The sequence below is a fragment of the Streptomyces sp. NPDC050422 genome (genome assembly GCF_044458665.1).
In the GTDB taxonomy this organism is placed as follows: domain Bacteria; phylum Actinomycetota; class Actinomycetes; order Streptomycetales; family Streptomycetaceae; genus Streptomyces.
The window spans coordinates 138258-152256 of record NZ_JBITIE010000009.1 but is presented as its reverse complement, the minus strand read 5'-3'; the positions used below and the strand labels follow the sequence as shown (position 1 = coordinate 152256).

At 69.6% G+C, this 13999-nt stretch carries 15 protein-coding genes and 1 pseudogene; 6 read left to right on the top strand and 10 right to left on the bottom strand.

The window, feature by feature from the left end:
* From ACIBJG_RS15945 to ACIBJG_RS15925, 5 genes are all read left to right on the top strand, one after another.
* On the top strand, positions 1-531 hold the full coding sequence (locus tag ACIBJG_RS15945; protein WP_399308082.1) for an NUDIX domain-containing protein: 531 nt from the start codon (positions 1-3) through the stop codon (positions 529-531).
* A gap of 10 nt (positions 532-541) precedes the next feature.
* The gene (locus ACIBJG_RS15940; RefSeq protein ID WP_399308081.1) at positions 542-1360 is read left to right on the top strand and encodes a S1 RNA-binding domain-containing protein; all 819 of its coding nucleotides are present in this window, start codon (positions 542-544) and stop codon (positions 1358-1360) included.
* A gap of 231 nt (positions 1361-1591) precedes the next feature.
* Complete coding sequence (locus ACIBJG_RS15935) at positions 1592-2638, top strand: hypothetical protein (protein ID WP_399308080.1); 1047 nt, start codon at positions 1592-1594, stop codon at positions 2636-2638.
* A 263-nt stretch (positions 2639-2901) separates the two neighbouring features.
* Complete coding sequence (locus tag ACIBJG_RS15930) at positions 2902-3489, top strand: immunity 21 family protein (RefSeq protein WP_399308079.1); 588 nt, start codon at positions 2902-2904, stop codon at positions 3487-3489.
* Between the two features lie 65 nt (positions 3490-3554).
* Positions 3555-4418 (top strand): hypothetical protein, encoded by an 864-nt coding sequence (locus ACIBJG_RS15925; protein ID WP_200692532.1) that lies wholly within the window; start codon positions 3555-3557, stop codon positions 4416-4418.
* A 100-nt stretch (positions 4419-4518) separates the two neighbouring features.
* Here the strand turns inward: ACIBJG_RS15925 and ACIBJG_RS15920 are convergent, their stop codons facing one another.
* The 5 genes from ACIBJG_RS15920 to ACIBJG_RS15900 form a co-directional block, all read right to left on the bottom strand.
* The gene (locus tag ACIBJG_RS15920) at positions 4519-5067 is read right to left on the bottom strand and encodes a DUF4262 domain-containing protein (RefSeq protein WP_200692533.1); all 549 of its coding nucleotides are present in this window, start codon (positions 5065-5067) and stop codon (positions 4519-4521) included.
* Between the two features lie 514 nt (positions 5068-5581).
* Positions 5582-5842: a Txe/YoeB family addiction module toxin gene (locus ACIBJG_RS15915; protein WP_399308078.1), complete on the bottom strand. Its 261-nt coding sequence runs from the start codon at positions 5840-5842 to the stop codon at positions 5582-5584.
* Positions 5839-6114, bottom strand: a complete 276-nt coding sequence (locus ACIBJG_RS15910) for a type II toxin-antitoxin system Phd/YefM family antitoxin (protein ID WP_399308077.1) — start codon at positions 6112-6114, stop codon at positions 5839-5841. Before ACIBJG_RS15910 ends, ACIBJG_RS15915 begins: the two co-directional genes overlap by 4 nt.
* Positions 6115-6264: 150 nt before the next feature.
* Positions 6265-7071, bottom strand: coding sequence for an alpha/beta fold hydrolase (locus ACIBJG_RS15905; RefSeq protein WP_399308076.1), 807 nt, complete (start codon positions 7069-7071; stop codon positions 6265-6267).
* Positions 7072-7194: 123 nt separating this feature from the next.
* Positions 7195-8664 (bottom strand): MFS transporter, encoded by a 1470-nt coding sequence (locus ACIBJG_RS15900; protein WP_399308075.1) that lies wholly within the window; start codon positions 8662-8664, stop codon positions 7195-7197.
* Positions 8665-8765: 101 nt separating this feature from the next.
* On the opposite strand from ACIBJG_RS15900, the gene ACIBJG_RS15895 reads away from it, so the two are divergent.
* On the top strand, positions 8766-9404 hold the full coding sequence (locus ACIBJG_RS15895) for a TetR/AcrR family transcriptional regulator (protein ID WP_399308074.1): 639 nt from the start codon (positions 8766-8768) through the stop codon (positions 9402-9404).
* A gap of 1 nt (position 9405) precedes the next feature.
* Here ACIBJG_RS15895 and ACIBJG_RS15890 read toward each other — a convergent pair whose 3' ends face one another.
* The 5 genes and pseudogenes from ACIBJG_RS15890 to ACIBJG_RS15870 form a co-directional block, all read right to left on the bottom strand.
* Complete coding sequence (locus ACIBJG_RS15890) at positions 9406-10020, bottom strand: nucleotidyltransferase domain-containing protein (RefSeq protein WP_399308073.1); 615 nt, start codon at positions 10018-10020, stop codon at positions 9406-9408.
* A gap of 7 nt (positions 10021-10027) precedes the next feature.
* Complete coding sequence (locus tag ACIBJG_RS15885) at positions 10028-10969, bottom strand: SDR family oxidoreductase (protein WP_399308072.1); 942 nt, start codon at positions 10967-10969, stop codon at positions 10028-10030.
* Positions 10966-11323 (bottom strand): annotated as a pseudogene (locus ACIBJG_RS15880) (DUF952 domain-containing protein). The gene ACIBJG_RS15885 and the pseudogene ACIBJG_RS15880 overlap by 4 nt, the downstream one beginning before the upstream one ends.
* Positions 11324-11395: 72 nt before the next feature.
* On the bottom strand, positions 11396-12742 hold the full coding sequence (locus ACIBJG_RS15875; protein ID WP_399308071.1) for a choice-of-anchor A family protein: 1347 nt from the start codon (positions 12740-12742) through the stop codon (positions 11396-11398).
* Positions 12743-12904: 162 nt separating this feature from the next.
* Positions 12905-13918 carry an NAD-dependent epimerase/dehydratase family protein gene (locus ACIBJG_RS15870; protein WP_399308070.1) on the bottom strand — a complete coding sequence of 338 codons (1014 nt, stop codon included), beginning with the start codon at positions 13916-13918 and terminating at the stop codon, positions 12905-12907.
* Positions 13919-13999 lie beyond the last annotated feature (81 nt).

The following is a 13999-nucleotide window of genomic DNA, read 5'->3' as shown; positions in this document are numbered from 1 at the left end:
ATGCCCAACAACCCGCCCGACGAAGGGAACCCCGTGGCCCAGCAGACCGACAACCGCCCCCCGGCGCTCAAGCCGGCACTCGAATCCATGACCCTGCTGGTCGCGGCCGTCATCGTCCACGACAAGGCCACCAATCGCGTCGTCCTCCTCCAGCGCAGCGAGAACGCCAAGTTCGCCCGGGGCATGTGGGACCTCCCCGTCGGCAAGAGCGAACCGGGCGAGCCCATCACTGAGACGGCAGTCCGCGAGCTCTACGAGGAGACCGGCCTCACGGTGAAACCGGAGGCCCTCAAGGTGGCCCACATCATCCACGGAGCCTGGGGCGTTGAGTCCCCCAACGGCTTCCTCACGGTCGTCTTCGCCACGCACGAATGGGCTGGCGAGCCCGAAAACCGCGAACCTCACAAGCACTCCCAGGTCCGCTGGATCGACGCCCACACAATCCCCGAAAGCTTCGTGGACACCACCTCAAGCGCCCTCCACCGGTACCTCATGGGAGGACCGGAGGTTTCCCTGAACGGCTGGAGCTAGGCTCACTTCCATGCCCGATCCAACTCCTGACCCTCGCCTGCAAGCCTTGATCAACCAGCTCCAGCCGGGCCCCGTGAGAACGGTGGAGGTCATCGGGTTCGACGGAGCGGATGTCCTGGTGAAGCTTGTGGATGGCGAAGGAGAGAACGCCGAGATCGGTCGGGTCCCCCGGCACGAGGCTTCGATGCGTCGGCTGGAGCACCCATCCGAGCTCTTCAAGATCGGCCAAGAGATCAACGCCGAGGAGATCGGACGTTGGGGTGAAGGTCAGCTTCATCTCTCCACCAGGGCGTGCGAAATCCCATCCTTGCGATCCTTTCTCCTCACCAAGGAACGCGGACAGGTTGTCACCGGGACCGTCGCGGAAGTGCGCAACTTCGGGGCCTTCGTCTACCTCGACGGCGAGCCTGATGGCTTGTGCACCGGCTTCATCCGAGTGCCAGACCTGACGTGGTCTCGGATCGACTACCCCTCCGAAGCCGTCAAAGCCGGCCAGCGGATCACGGCGGAGGTGATTGTCGCCGAGACGCGATCCGGACAAGTCACCCTCTCGCTGAAAGCCCTGCAGGAAGATCCACTCATCCGCTTCGCGGACCAGGCCGGCCGCGTCGTCACAGGGCGGATCACCAAGATCATTCCCTTCGGTGTGTTTGTGCAGCTTGCTCCGGAGGTCGAAGGGCTCCTTCACATCTCAGAGCTGACCGACGAGCCGGTTGAGACCCCTGCCCAACTCGTCCGCGAAGGCGAGCTGATCGCAGTGAAGGTCGCCGAGGTCGACCTTCAGCGTCACCGGCTGCGATTGTGCGCTGCTGACGGAGCAGGCAGCTAGTGACCTGAGTCGGAGGTTCCTGAGCATTTCGCCCTCCTCCCTGCACTGCGGCAAGTGATGCCGCGACAAGCCGAACCTCGATCGGAAGCAGACCCGACCACCGACCGATAGAGGTCGAGAACTACCGAGCAACTTCCGACTCAGGTCACTGGAGTCATTCCGAAATCCGGTGGATCCTCCGCCGCAGGCGAGTCACAATCCGCCTGGGAACTGGGATGAGGGGGAGCTTGTTTGGACGTGTTCGCGTGTGCCGAGTGCGGCACGGAGCTGACGGTGCCGGTGTCCCGGGTTGCCCTCCCCGTCCACACCCACCACGGGGGGTGGGAGGAACTCCATCCGCCGCTGATGAAGCCCGCCACGTATGCCGTCGACCCCCGGCCCACTGGACCACCCTGGCGGTTGTGGGAGGAGGTCGGAGAAGACGCGGCCGCCCGACAGGGTGTCTACGCCCCTGTGTACTCGGTCTCCTTCGGCGCGCGGAACAGGATCGTCATCGCTCCCGGGGACTCCCGGTCCATGGCCCTGATCCCCGAGAAGTGCGAGGGCTACTGCCAGGGTCTGGACGGCCGGGACGGTCCCAACCTGGCGTGCGAGGGGTGCGGGCGAGCCGTGGCGACCCGCATGGACGACTGCGGATCGTGGCAGGCGGTGTGGCTGGAGCCCGACGCGGTCGTACCCCGTCCCTCGGGACACCTGGCCGGTCCACCTTACGGCTGGGACGACCTGGAGCGTGTCGAGCACCGCGTCCCACCCGTCGAACCCGACGGGTCGTGGAGTCGCCACTGGGAGGCGGCGGTCGGAGTCGCGCTGGCCCACCTCGTGGCGACCACCGAGGGGCGCCCGGTGGCACTCCCCTCCGGCCCCGTCGCCGAGCTGCTCGGCCACGCCGTCAACCAGTACCTACCCGCCGGGCCCGGAACCCGGTCCGTGGGGCTGGCCGGCCCCGGGATCCGCACACCCCGGCCCCGTCCCGACGTCCTCCTCGTCCCCCGCCACCCCCTTACGGGCGCGCCTTGGCGCCCGCTCGGCGACGAGGAGGCTGTGGTATCGCTGGACAGCGGAGTCTGGGCATACCTCGCCCACCCGGGCGAGACCTCGCCGATGCCCGCGACGGGTGTTCTACCGGAGGGCGTGCTGCGAGACGACTACCCTCTGCCGCCGCACCCCTGGTACCCGCTGGCGCCCCACCACCGCGCCTTCGAGTACACCTTGGTCGGGCTTCCCGCCGTACGAGACCCCCGGCTGCGCAGGTATCGCGACGCATCCCGCCAGACTTGAGTCGGAAGCTCCCCAGTAGTTCTCCGCCTCGATCGATGCGATACCCGGTCCGCTTCCGGCCGGAATTCAGCTCACCTCGGCATGACCGGCCGCAGTTCCGGGAGTCGGACGAACCGCCTAAGAATCTCCGGCCCAGGTCACTAACGCTGGCCCGCTGAATCACGCATCGGCCGTCACGTACTGGGTCGGGCCTGAGCCGCCCAAAACCGGTCGGCACGTGCCCGCGGAGGGGCGCTGTCGGTGCCTGAGTGCACACTGCCGCTATGAGATCTTCCTCGTCCGTCGCAGCCGAGACGTCACACGCCCCCTTTGACTGGGTGGAGTCGATGGGCGGTCCCTTGATCGTGATTCCCGTCTCCGCGCTGGATGCATGGCGCGGGTGCACGGAGAGCGGGATGGTCGTGGGGGACGGGGCCGATCCGGACGACTACGACAGGGCCTGCGCGGTGGACGATCTGGCCGGCGCGATCGCCGTCGGCGAGGACGGGGTGCAGGCGCTGGTCCTGGGGGACGAGCCCGCCACAACCTGTTACATGCCTGAGCATCACGCCTTCCTCCGCTGGCTCGCCGCCGACTCTGAAACCGGGCTCAAGGCCGCCGCCCAAGCTGTCCTCGCAGATCCCGCCACCCAGTGGGAGCAGCACGGGATGTGGATCACGGACGGTCCAGCTGTACTCATGGACTCCGCCGAAGCAGGTGCTGAGCTGAACGTGGAGTATCCGGGTGGTGGACTTCCTGCACAGGCAGGAGTCTCGCTGCCCCCTGGCCGCTGGAGGGTCCGCGCCGTCCACACCGAGGCCGACGAGGAGAACTGGGTTGGCCTGGTGCAGCTCCTGGCCGTCGCGGACTAGCGCGTCGTCTCGTTCTCGCTGTTATTCACTGCCGGGTGGTGACCCGCGTCGCTACTCTGCACGTCATGCCGAAAAAGCTCATCCAGCCCACCTACGACGAGCTGATCGCCGAGGCCATCGTGAACGCAGCCATGGGCACGGTGAGGATCCGCTTCGATGACCAGAGCGCGCCGGGGCTTGTGGACTTCGGGCTGGGACCCCGGGTGGACGCCGAAGTAACGGATGTCTTGGAGGTCTCGTCAAAGCGGGATCGAGACACCAACGCGATGTGGCAGCAGATCAACCGGGTCTACGACGGGCATGTCCATGAGGGGCTGCTCTGTGGATGGGCTGTCCAGTTCCAGCACGGCGCAACCATAGGCAAGGGGGTGTCCAACCGTGTCATCGCCTTCCTCGTCGATCTCGAAAAGCGAGGCATAACCAAGGTCAGTTCAGACCCCGCCGATCTCTTCCAGGCTGGGAACCAGTTTCCCTCGACCGACAACCTGCGCGATGCAGCCACCGCTCGCGAACTCGGCCTCAACGTCGTGCACCAGATCGCGGACTCACCCGACCTAGCAGGACGCATCTTCCCCTCCAGTTTCGCGCCCACTGGTATTGCCCGAGCGACGGCCGATGCAGTCTCCCCTTACGTAAACGACTTCCTGAACACGACTACGGGGGCCAACAAAATAAAAAAGTTGGCCGAGAAGGGCTCGGGCAAGCGGCAGCACCTCTTCATCTGGTCTGACGTGTCACACACGAGTGTGGGGTTCGCATTGAAACGGGGATGGCTTCCGAGCGACGCACCGACGGTGCCGGACCACATCCACACCATCTGGCTGGGCAGCTTCTTCTCGTTCGAGAACGTGTACACGTGGCGTTGCGAAGAAGGGTGGCGGGTGCACCGCGTTGCCGAGGTTGTTGATTCGGTAGTACCGCCGAGCTGATGACGTAGGCCAGTCGGCTCCATGGAACGGCTTCGATCCTGCTGGCTGGCTCTGAACGCGAGAGAGGGTGTCGGTCTGGCGCTGGCTGGCGCCTTCACGGTCAGAGCTCGGCCGTCCAGGTCCCGACAGGGTGCTCACTCGGCGGCAGCCACAGCTGAGGTTGCGACTCTCGATGCCCCTCCTCAGCCTGTTCTTCCCAATGAAACCGGTCATCCACGTCGGGCCACGCAACTTGCAACACGGGGAAAGGAGGCCGCCGGTAGAACCCGATGGCCTGCCCGAAGAAGGTCCTATACCAGCGGAGATCCACCTGCCTGAGCGCGACTTGGTGGCCGTCGGCAACGTCAGGATGCCTCTGGCCTTCAGTCAGCACAGTGCCCGCGGCGGACTTCGCTCCGAGCCTGTTGAGCATGCGGTGCATGGCGTGGACATCGAGCCCGAACATGGCGAGTTCAGGTGCGCCGTGAGTGTGCGAGAGACCGATCGTGTATGCGAATCCAGGACCGATCTCGTCCTCGGGAACCATCACGACGTGCCATCCGTGCTGCCGCACATTCTCGATGATCGTCAGACCAAGGCGGTCCGCTTCGTCTCGATCACCGTAGTCATGGCAAAGGACACAACGGCACCGGAACGGATCATCAGTCATGTGCGGAGGCTACGAGGTGAGCGTTCGAGTCAGGCAGCCAGGGGTCGTGCCCCCCATCGAACGACGTCGTCGCCCTCCGCGACTGCTCCCCAAGATCTGTGCCAGAACCCGAGACTCGTGAACAAAGCCATGCTGGCCCCTGGGCAGTCCGCACACAGTCCGCAGGACACCCGATCAGGACCGTCGCGCCCCAACGCCAGCCATCACCAAAAGGCCAGGTCAGCGCCCCACATGGAAGATCCCCGCAGGTCACCGACCCGGCCTGTTACTTGGAGACCAAGAAGGCCTGATCGCCGGTCGGGCCGCCCGGCTGCGATATCGCAGGCCGCGTCGCCCACTTGACCGCACCCGGACCGCGGGCCCGCCGATGGTGGCGTGTTTGTCGGTCCGGGTGCGGTTTTCTTCGTCGGTGAGTCACCGCTCAACCACCCGCACCCGGACCGCCGGAGGCCCGGAACGCACCAAGTACGACCCCCGTTCCCCTCCTGTGAACGGGAGACCGGTTTGGCCGCGCTCAACGCCCGTAGTGGTACCGGGCCTTGAGGATCTTCACCGTCTTGTCGTCGACTCGATAGACCAGTCGATGCTCGTCGTCGATGCGACGGGACCAGTACCCGGAGAGGTCTCCCTTGAGAGGCTCCGGCTTGCCGATCCCCTCAAAAGGCGTTCGCTGGATTTCGCCGACCAGCCGGACCAGCCGCCGGAAGGCCTTCCGGTCGACAGACCAGGAAACGAAGTCTTCCCAGCCGTCGGGGTCGAAGTAGACTTCCCTCACTCGGCGTCCTCGGCCAGAGCGTTGAGCTCTTCCATGGTCTTGACGACGTCGGCCGCACCCTCCTTGTCGCGCGCGACGGCAGCCATCAGCCGGGCCGCGTTCGCCGGGCTCCGAAGCAGGTAGACCGTCTCCTGCCACGCGTCGTAGTCCTCGGCGGACATCAGCACCGCATCACCGGCCCTGGAGGAGATCCGCTTGACGGTGTGGTCGTTGTTCACCTCTTCGATCAGAGGGAACAGTCTCTGCCGGGCCTCGCTCGCGCTGATGGTCATAGGCCACCTCTCCACTCGACTCGTACCGACAAACGGTACCATTGTCGTACGACTTTACGGTACGTGATAGATGAGGGACGTGGTACATGACACCGCCCCTCACCATCCGCTCACGGCCATTCGACCGTCGGATCGGCCGGAGCGGGCGCCTCATGCACGCAGAACGCCTTCTGCCGCCTCCCGGACGATGTCTGCCAGGGTGTCAGGAGCGGTGAGGTGCGCGATGTGTCCCTCACCCGGGAGCGTGACGATGCGCGCGTCCGGCAGGGCTGCGGCCAGGTCGGCCACGCGCTCGCGCAGGTGGGCGGGGCTGAGGTCTCCCTCGATCAGGGTCGTCGGCGTCTCCAGGGTCGCGAAGCGGTCTACGCCCACGCCGAGCGCGTCGATCGCCTCGTCCTCCGCGATCTGTGGCGTCGCGTAGGCGGCGAAAGCCCCTCGTATGTGCTCGTCGGCGAACATCGCGTCGACCGTGCTCGCGGGCATCCGGACGATGTCGCGCATATGGATCCGCATCGCTTCGACCGGGTCACCCGCGTCGAGTGCGGCACGGGCCCGCGCCCCCGCCGCCCCGGCGATCAACTCCCGTGTGGGCATCGGGGGCTCGTAGAGGACCAGTCCGGCGAACGCCGACGGGGCGAGCAGTGCGGCTTCCAGTGCGGCGACGGCGCCCGAGGAGTGGCCCACGAGCAGCACCGGGGAATCGAGGAGCTCGGCCAGGGCGACGATGTCGGCGGCCTCGGCGGTCATCGAGTGGGGCAGGACGACGTCCGCGCCGGCGGCGTAGATCCGCCGGTGGATCCGGACGACACGGAAGTCGTCGGTCAGGCGGCGCGTGACGCCGTCCCAGGTCGTCGCGTCGCCGCCGCCCGGATGAACCACGAGGAGGGCCGGCCCGGATCCCTCGTCGAGCGCGGTCACGGTTCGGACGCCTTCGGATACTGCGCGAAGTTCGGTCATGGGCACAGCGTGTACGCATCGGCCGACATCGCGCCGACAGACTGCCGACACCCCGACGGACAGGCCCGGCCGCTTCGGGCGGCCGGGCCTGTCCGCATGCCATGGATGCGAGGGGGCGCGTCGTCACCGACGGGCGCCGCTCCCGCCGCGCCGCGGCGCGAGGAAGGCCCCCGCCAGCAGCGCCCCCGCCAGGACCAGCGCGGAGTTGACGAGGATCGCGACCGAGACTCCGGAGAGGACGCCCTCGGGCCCCGGGTCGCCGAGTGCGGAGATGCGGGCCGTGGCGATGGCGCTCATGACCGGGATGCCCATGGTGATGCCGACCTGCTGGGTCATCGTGGCGAGGCCGGTGGCCAGGCCCTGTTCGTCGTCGGGGAGGCCGGAGGTCGCGGTGACCATGAAGCCGACGATCATCAGCATGTTGCCGATGCCCCCGATGAACGTGGCGGCCAGCAGGAGCCAGATCCAGGCCCCCGAGGTGCCGAGCGCCACCAGGGAGAGGGTGGCGGCGGCCTGGATGACGCCGCCGGTCACGATGGTCGTCCGGTTGCCGAAGCGGCCGACGGCCCGGCCTCCGAGCGTGCCGCCGATCACGGTGCCGATGCCGAGGACGCCGAAGGCGAGGCCCGTCGCGAGCGGCGAGTAGCCGAGGACTTCCTGGAGGTAGAGCGTCAGGAGGAAGACCAGCGAGGTCTCGGTGACGAAGGCGATCAGCCCGGTGGCGTTGCCCCAGATGACGCTGCGGCGCTTGAGGATGCGTACGGGGACGAGCGGCGCCGCGGCCTTCTTCTCGACGAACCAGAATGCGATGAGCAGCGCGGCGCCGGCGAGCAGGGCGACCAGGGTGGTGGGTGCGGTCCAGCCGGTCGTGCCGGCCTGGGTCAAACCGTAGACCAGGAGCAGCAGTCCGCCGGTGACGGTCGCCGCGCCCGGGAGGTCGAGGCGGGGGCGGCCGGCCGGGCGCGAGTCGGTGATGACGGACGGGGCGAGGGCCACGACGAGGGCGGCGACGGGGACGTTGACGAAGAAGGCCCAGCGCCAGGAGAGCAGGTCGGTGAGGAGTCCGCCGAGGATCGCGCCTGCCGTGAAGCCCGCGGACATCAGGGCGCCGTTGAGGCCGAGGGCACGTTCGCGCAGCGGGCCCTCCTTGAACGCGGTGGTCAGCAGGGCGAGTCCGGCCGGGGTGACGGCCGCCGTGGCAAGGCCCTGGAGGACCCGGGCGGTGAGCAGGACCTCGGGGGAGGTCGCCAGTCCGCCGAGGGCGGAGGAGAGGCCGAGGACGACCATGCCGCCCACGAAGAGGCGCTTGCGGCCGACGAGGTCGGCGATGCGGCCGAACAGGAGGGTGAATCCGGCGGCGGCCAGGGCGAAGGAGGTGGCGATCCACTGAAGGTTCGGGAGGGAGAAGCCGAGTCCCTCGCCGACGACGGGCAGGGCGACGTTCAGGATCGAGAAGTCCACGGCGATCATGAACTGGGCGCCGAGGAGGAGGGTGAGGACGAGCTTCTGCCGTCCGGTCATACGGGGAGTCACCGGCGGGGCCGCGGCGGGGGCGGTCGCGTTGCGTTGCGGGGTCTGGCTGGGTGCGGACATGGTCGTCCTTCCTCGGACGGAAGTTTTAACGGGTCTGTGGTTCCGTTAAGATGGAGTGACCGTAGCAGAGGAACGCCCATTAATGGAACTGGAGACCCGTTATGACGTCAGAGGGCCCGGAGAACGCTGCGAACCCGGAGAACGTGGAACCTGGCACGGTCCGGCCCGGCGGGCGCACCGCCCGGGTCCGCGAATCCGTCCTGCGCGCGGCAGGTGACGCCCTGGCCGAGCACGGCTTCGACCGGCTCGACCTCGCCGATGTCGCGCGCCGCGCGGAGGTCGGCAAGACAACTGTCTACCGCCGCTGGTCCACCACCACCGGCCTGATCGCCGACCTGCTCGACGACATGGCGGAACAGTCCTCGCCGCGGGCCCGGACCGGCTCGCTGGAGGAGGACCTCAGGGCCAACGCCAGGCTCGTACTCTCGACGCTCACCGACCCGCGCCAGGGCGCGCTGTTCCGCTCCGTGATCGCCGCCGCGACGTGCGACGCGCGGACGGCACAGGCTCTGCACCGGTTCTACGCGGTCCGCATCAAGGAGTGGTCGGGCTGTGTCACCGAGGCCGTCGAGCGCGGCGAGGTCCCCGCGGGAACCGACCCGGACGAGGTGATCCGCGCCGTGTCGGCCCCCCTCTACTACCGGCTGCTGGCCAGCGGCGACCCGCTCGACGCGGCGGCCGCCGACCGGGCAGCCGAGGCCGCGGTCGTGGCGGCGAAGGCCGGTGCGTACGTGAGCTGACTCAGGCCGCCCGCAGCCGGGCCGCCCAAGGGTGGTCGGCGCCCTCGGCCAGGGTGATCGTCTCCGTCAGCCAGGCGCGCCGGCCGCCGTCGAGAACGGGCAGCACGGCCTCGAAGTCCTGCTCGTCCTTGGGCCGCCGGGACCTGGCCTTGTAAAGGAGCTGGACCTCGGGCGCGAGGTACGGGACGCCGTCCCCGGAGACCCGGCCGAGTCGTTCCAGCGGGAGGCGGATCCTCGGGTCGCGGCGGAACACCCAGTCGCCGTCCTCCACGTCGTCGAGCATGAACTGCACGCGCCACGGTTCGCCCGCGCCCGGCCGGCACCAGATGTCGTGGACCTGCGGCGGCAGGATCTCGCCGGGCAGCCAGGGCCGCAGGGTGCCCGGCGGATCGGCGGCCCACCACTGCCCGTCCGGCAGGATCCGCTGGACGGCGAGCTGGTCACCGCGCAGCAGGAGTACGTCGATGTCGCCGTGGTCCCGGTAGGCGCGGCCCACCGCCAGTTCGACCGCGTACCCGCCGGCGATCCACCACGGCGTGCGCAGCGGGGCGAGCAGGCGCACGGCGTCGGCGAGGGACATCGGGTCCCAGGGGCCCCAGGGGGTTTCCGTGCGCACGCGGCCGTCAGCCCTGTGCGAGCAGGTGGCGGTAGCTGTCCGGGTGCTCGCGGAGGTAGGTGGCCAGGCTCATGGGCGGCCTGCCCGTGAGGGTGGCCACGGCATCCGAGACGGCCGCCATCTCGCCGGCCGCGATGGCCTCGTACGACGTCACCCAGCCGGCCACCTCCCAGTCCTCGGCGCCGTAACCGGCCCGCGAGGCGTAGGCCTCCTCCCGGGTCTCCGGCACATAGGTGACGGCCCGTCCGGTGACCCGGCTCAGTTCCTCGGCCGCCTCGGCGAGGGTGAACGCCTCGGGTCCGGTCAGGTCGTACGTCTGCCCGTCGTGCGTCGGGCCGGTGGGGTCGGTGCCGGACAGCAGGACGGCGGTCGCCGCGTCGGCGATGTCCTCGTGGGCCACCGCGGCGACCCTGCCGTCACCGGCCGGCCCGCGCAGCACTCCGTCGGTGCCGGTCATCGCCGGGAGGCCGGCCAGGTACCAGCTGTCGCGCAGGAAGGTGTGCCGGACTCCGGAGACCCGGATGTGGGCCTCGGTGGCCCAGTGGTCCCGGGCGAAGGTGAACGTCGCGTCGGGCGCGGCGCCCAGGAAGGAGACGTACACGATCCGTTCGACGCCCGCCGCGACCGCGGCGTCCACCGCCGTCATGTGCTCGTCCACCCGGCCCGGACTCTCGTGCGCCGAGACGAGGAAGAGGGTGTGCGCCCCGGCCAGCGCGCGGCGCATCGCCTCCCCGTCCCCGTAAGGCGCGGCAGGTGCGGTGTCGGCTCCCGGCAGTTCGGGCAGCCGCGAGGGGTCCCGGCCGAGAAGGCGTACGGGGACGCCCGCCCGGGCCAGCCGCTTCGCGACCCGGCCGCCGAGCGCGCCGCTCGCTCCGGTGACGGCTGTGAGGGGGCCGGTCGCGGCGCCCTCGGCATTCTCTGTGGGGTCCTTGGGGCCTGTGGGGTTCATGCGGGGTCGCCTTCCTTGTCCGGCCAGGGGAGCACCCCCAGGACCGCTTCGACCGGGACCGGTCCGTAGATGTGCGGGAACTCCTCGCCGCCGGGCCGGAGCGATTCGTACCGCACGGGCGCGGGGAGCCGTTCGGTGTCGATGACGAGCACCACCAGGTCGTGGTCACCGGCTCCGGCCCGGCTCCCGGCGCCGTACAGCAACTCGGCCACGCCCGCGAGCTGGTGCGGCAGCGAGCAGTGGATGAAGCCCTCTTCGTGCAGGGTGCGGGCCGCGGGTGGACATCTCGTACGTCCCGGTCCCGCGGGCCGCCTCCCACAACGGGCGTTCGGTCAGGTGCAACAGTTCGGCCATGGGCCGAGGCTAGGGCCTTTCGTTTGGATCAGGCCGGACCCCGCGAGCCCGGCATGATCCAAACGAAAGGCCCTAGCGGCGCCTGCGCGTCCTGCGGGCCATCAGCGTGGCCGCCGATCCGGCAACCAGCAGGCCGGCCGCGATCCCTCCGATCACCCACTCACCGCCGCGCGAACCCGTGTCCGGGAGCTGCCCCCCGGGGTGGGGCGGCCCGGGCGGCCGGCTGTGTGTCGGGGTGGGGTGCGGGGCCGGCGTCGACTCCGTGGGGGACGCGGAGGGGGCAGGCGACTCGTCCGTGGGCGAGGGCGTGGGCGTCGGGGAGGGCGACTCGTCCGTCGGCGAGGGGGTCGGGGACGGGGACTCGTCCGTCGGGGACGGGGAGGGGGAGGGTTCCTCGCCGCAGTCCGGCAGATCGCCCTCGAACGGATAGGCGTGCAGTTCCTGGCCGCCCGACTCCCCCTCCGAGGTGTGGGTCAGCGAACCGGCACTGTAGAAGCGGCCGTTGGTGCCGCTCATCGCAAGGGTCGCCGTACTGGACCGCTGCCCGATCAGCACGCTGCCCTGGAACTGGCCGGTGCCCTTCAGCCCGATCGCGGTCGCGTCCGGGAAGTTCCACATCAGGTGCTCGCGGAGTCCGGACTGGGGCAGCGAGCCCATGTACGTACTGATGTTGCGCGTGCTGCCGTACACGTTGACCAGCACGGTCGCGCCGTCCGGGACGCCGTTGAAGACGATGCCCTGCTGGCTGCCGGCGGCCGTGGTCAGATCGGCGTCCACCGCGAAGACCTGGAGGGCGGAGGTTCCGTCGCCGGTGAAGACGGTCTCGGAGCCGCTGTTCTCGGTCGTTCCGGTCGTGGGACGGCGGTGGTCCTCGTTGTCGTCGTACGCGTAGCAGTGGCTGGCCGCCGTCAGCTGGTCGCGCAGCGCGGTGTACGGATCGGTGGCGTCGGCGTCGCGGACCGGGTCGGGGATCACCGTCCCGGTGAGGTTCTGGGCGTAGCGCACCAGGCCGTTGTTGGGCCCCTCCTCGGCGAGGAGCCGCTTGCCGCTCTGGATGGTGACGTCGCCGCCCACCGTCAGGTAGTCGGATCCGGTGGGCGGCGGCACCCGCGACCCCCCTCCGGCTACGCCGACGTTGTAGATCTGGGAGGCGCCTTCGCGCTTCATCATGTCGAACGTGCCGAGAGTGACGATCTTGCCCTCGGCCTCCGCGGCGGCTTCCCTCACCAGGTAGTCGCCGCCGACGAAGATGTTGATGTTGCTGTCGTGGTAGATGACGTCGCCCGTGTGGGGATCCGTCCACGTGGCAGGACAGTCGTCCCCGAGGCACGGGCCGAGACCGCCGGGCAGCGAGTCGGCGGCCGCGTCGGGGGCAAAGACCCCCACGGCTGCAGCCGCTGCCGCCACTGACACCGCCACGCGGTGTCTTGTACCGATTCTGCGCTCTCTTGCTCCCATACAGCGCAATATGCAGCTTTTCTGCATACGTACCGGACATGCCACGCCGGGCGGGCGGTCGCGATCCGCCGACTGCCGTCGACTACCGCCGACCGGATGTCGTCCTTCCGGCGCAGCCGCCGATCAGCCCGCCAGCAGCTTCGCCTCGGTCGCCGGGTCGATGCCCGTCAGCGGCCGGTCGGCGCGCTGCGGTGCCGTACCGCCGAGCTCGCAGAGCCAGGCCCACGTGTCGGCGACCGTCTCCTCGACCGGCCGGCAGCGCAGCCCCGTCGCGTACGCCCTGGTGACATCACCCTGGTGGAGGGTGTCGTACAGCTCCCCCGGCGGCAGCCAGACCGGCAGGTCCGTCCAGGGCTCGACGCCCGCCGCGAGGATCCGCTCGGTTTCGGTCCAGCGGAGCTCGGCGTCGGAACCGGTGGCGCGCACGCAGGCCTTCAGCAGGTCGCCCATCGTGGTGTGCCCGGGGCGGCTGACCAGGTTGTACGGGCCGTGCAGTTCCCTGCCGCAGGCGTCCAGCAGCCATTCGGCGAGGTCGCGGGCGTCGATGTACTGCAGGGCCAGATCCGGTGTACCGGGCGCGAGCACGGGGCCGCCGCGGGCGATCCGGGTCAGCCACCACGGCAGCCTGCCGACGTTCTCCCAGGGGCCGATGATCAGCCCGGCGCGGGCGAGGAGCGCACGGTCCCCGAAGGCGTCCAGTGCGGCCAGTTCACCGCCGCGCTTGGCCTGGGCGTACGGGATGTCGCCGCCGGCGTCCGGTGAGGCCCCGTCCACCAGCGGGCCGTCCTCGGGCAGGCCCGCCGGTGCCGGGTAGTCGTACACCGACCGGCTGGAGACGTACGTGTAGCGCGCGGCGCGGCCGGACAGCAGCCGGGCCGCGTCCCGTACGGCCGAGGGCGCACCGCTCCAGGTGTCGACGACCAGGTCCCACGTGTAGGACCCGTCGGCCGGTTCGGCGACCGCCGCGAGCGCGGCGAGGCCGCCCTCCGCCGTGCGGTCGCCGAGCAGTTCACTCACTCCGGGCGGGGGCGCGTGACGGCCGCGGTGGAACACCGTGACGTCCCAGCCGCGCGCGAGCGCGGCCGCGGTGACAGCCCTGCCGACGAATTCCGTACCACCGAGTATCAGAAGCCTCATGCCCCGACTCTGCCCGTCCGCGCCCCGGTCCGGAACGGTCCTCGCTCTCGGCTGAATCACCCCGGACCCGGCGCGCCGTAC

Bases quoted from the DNA above. Each gene is read 5' to 3' on its own strand.
- ACIBJG_RS15945 (WP_399308082.1), top strand. From the start codon at position 1: ATGCCCAACAACCCGCCCGACGAAGGGAACCCCGTGGCCCAGCAGACC.
- ACIBJG_RS15940 (WP_399308081.1), top strand. From the start codon at position 542: ATGCCCGATCCAACTCCTGACCCTCGCCTGCAAGCCTTGATCAACCAG.
- ACIBJG_RS15930 (WP_399308079.1), top strand. From the start codon at position 2,902: ATGAGATCTTCCTCGTCCGTCGCAGCCGAGACGTCACACGCCCCCTTT.
- ACIBJG_RS15925 (WP_200692532.1), top strand. From the start codon at position 3,555: ATGCCGAAAAAGCTCATCCAGCCCACCTACGACGAGCTGATCGCCGAG.
- ACIBJG_RS15920 (WP_200692533.1), bottom strand. From the start codon at position 5,067: ATGACTGATGATCCGTTCCGGTGCCGTTGTGTCCTTTGCCATGACTAC.
- ACIBJG_RS15910 (WP_399308077.1), bottom strand. From the start codon at position 6,114: ATGACCATCAGCGCGAGCGAGGCCCGGCAGAGACTGTTCCCTCTGATC.
- ACIBJG_RS15905 (WP_399308076.1), bottom strand. From the start codon at position 7,071: ATGACCGAACTTCGCGCAGTATCCGAAGGCGTCCGAACCGTGACCGCG.
- ACIBJG_RS15900 (WP_399308075.1), bottom strand. From the start codon at position 8,664: ATGTCCGCACCCAGCCAGACCCCGCAACGCAACGCGACCGCCCCCGCC.
- ACIBJG_RS15895 (WP_399308074.1), top strand. From the start codon at position 8,766: ATGACGTCAGAGGGCCCGGAGAACGCTGCGAACCCGGAGAACGTGGAA.
- ACIBJG_RS15885 (WP_399308072.1), bottom strand. From the start codon at position 10,969: ATGAACCCCACAGGCCCCAAGGACCCCACAGAGAATGCCGAGGGCGCC.
- ACIBJG_RS15870 (WP_399308070.1), bottom strand. From the start codon at position 13,918: ATGAGGCTTCTGATACTCGGTGGTACGGAATTCGTCGGCAGGGCTGTC.